The organism is Frigoribacterium sp. CFBP9030 (assembly GCF_034045195.1).
Lineage (GTDB): Bacteria > Actinomycetota > Actinomycetes > Actinomycetales > Microbacteriaceae > Frigoribacterium.
This window is the reverse complement of record NZ_JAXCWG010000031.1, coordinates 1-268: the sequence shown is the minus strand read 5'-3', so window position 1 is coordinate 268 and position 268 is coordinate 1. Positions and strand designations below refer to the sequence as shown.

At 50.4% G+C, this 268-nt stretch carries 1 rRNA gene; it reads left to right on the top strand.

The features are described 5' to 3' along the window. A 16S ribosomal RNA gene (locus SOM13_RS15345) occupies positions 1–268 on the top strand; the annotation flags it as partial.

The window sequence follows — 268 nt, the reverse complement described above, 5'->3', positions numbered from 1 at the left end:
GTGCGTAGGCGGCCCGTTAAGTCAGGGGTGAAAGACGGTAGCTCAACTATCGCAGTGCCTTTGATACTGACGGGCTTGAATGAACTAGAGGTAGGCGGAATGAGACAAGTAGCGGTGAAATGCATAGATATGTCTCAGAACACCGATTGCGAAGGCAGCTTACTATGGTTTAATTGACGCTGAGGCACGAAAGCGTGGGGATCAAACAGGATTAGATACCCTGGTAGTCCACGCCCTAAACGATGAACACTCGCTGTTGGCGATACAC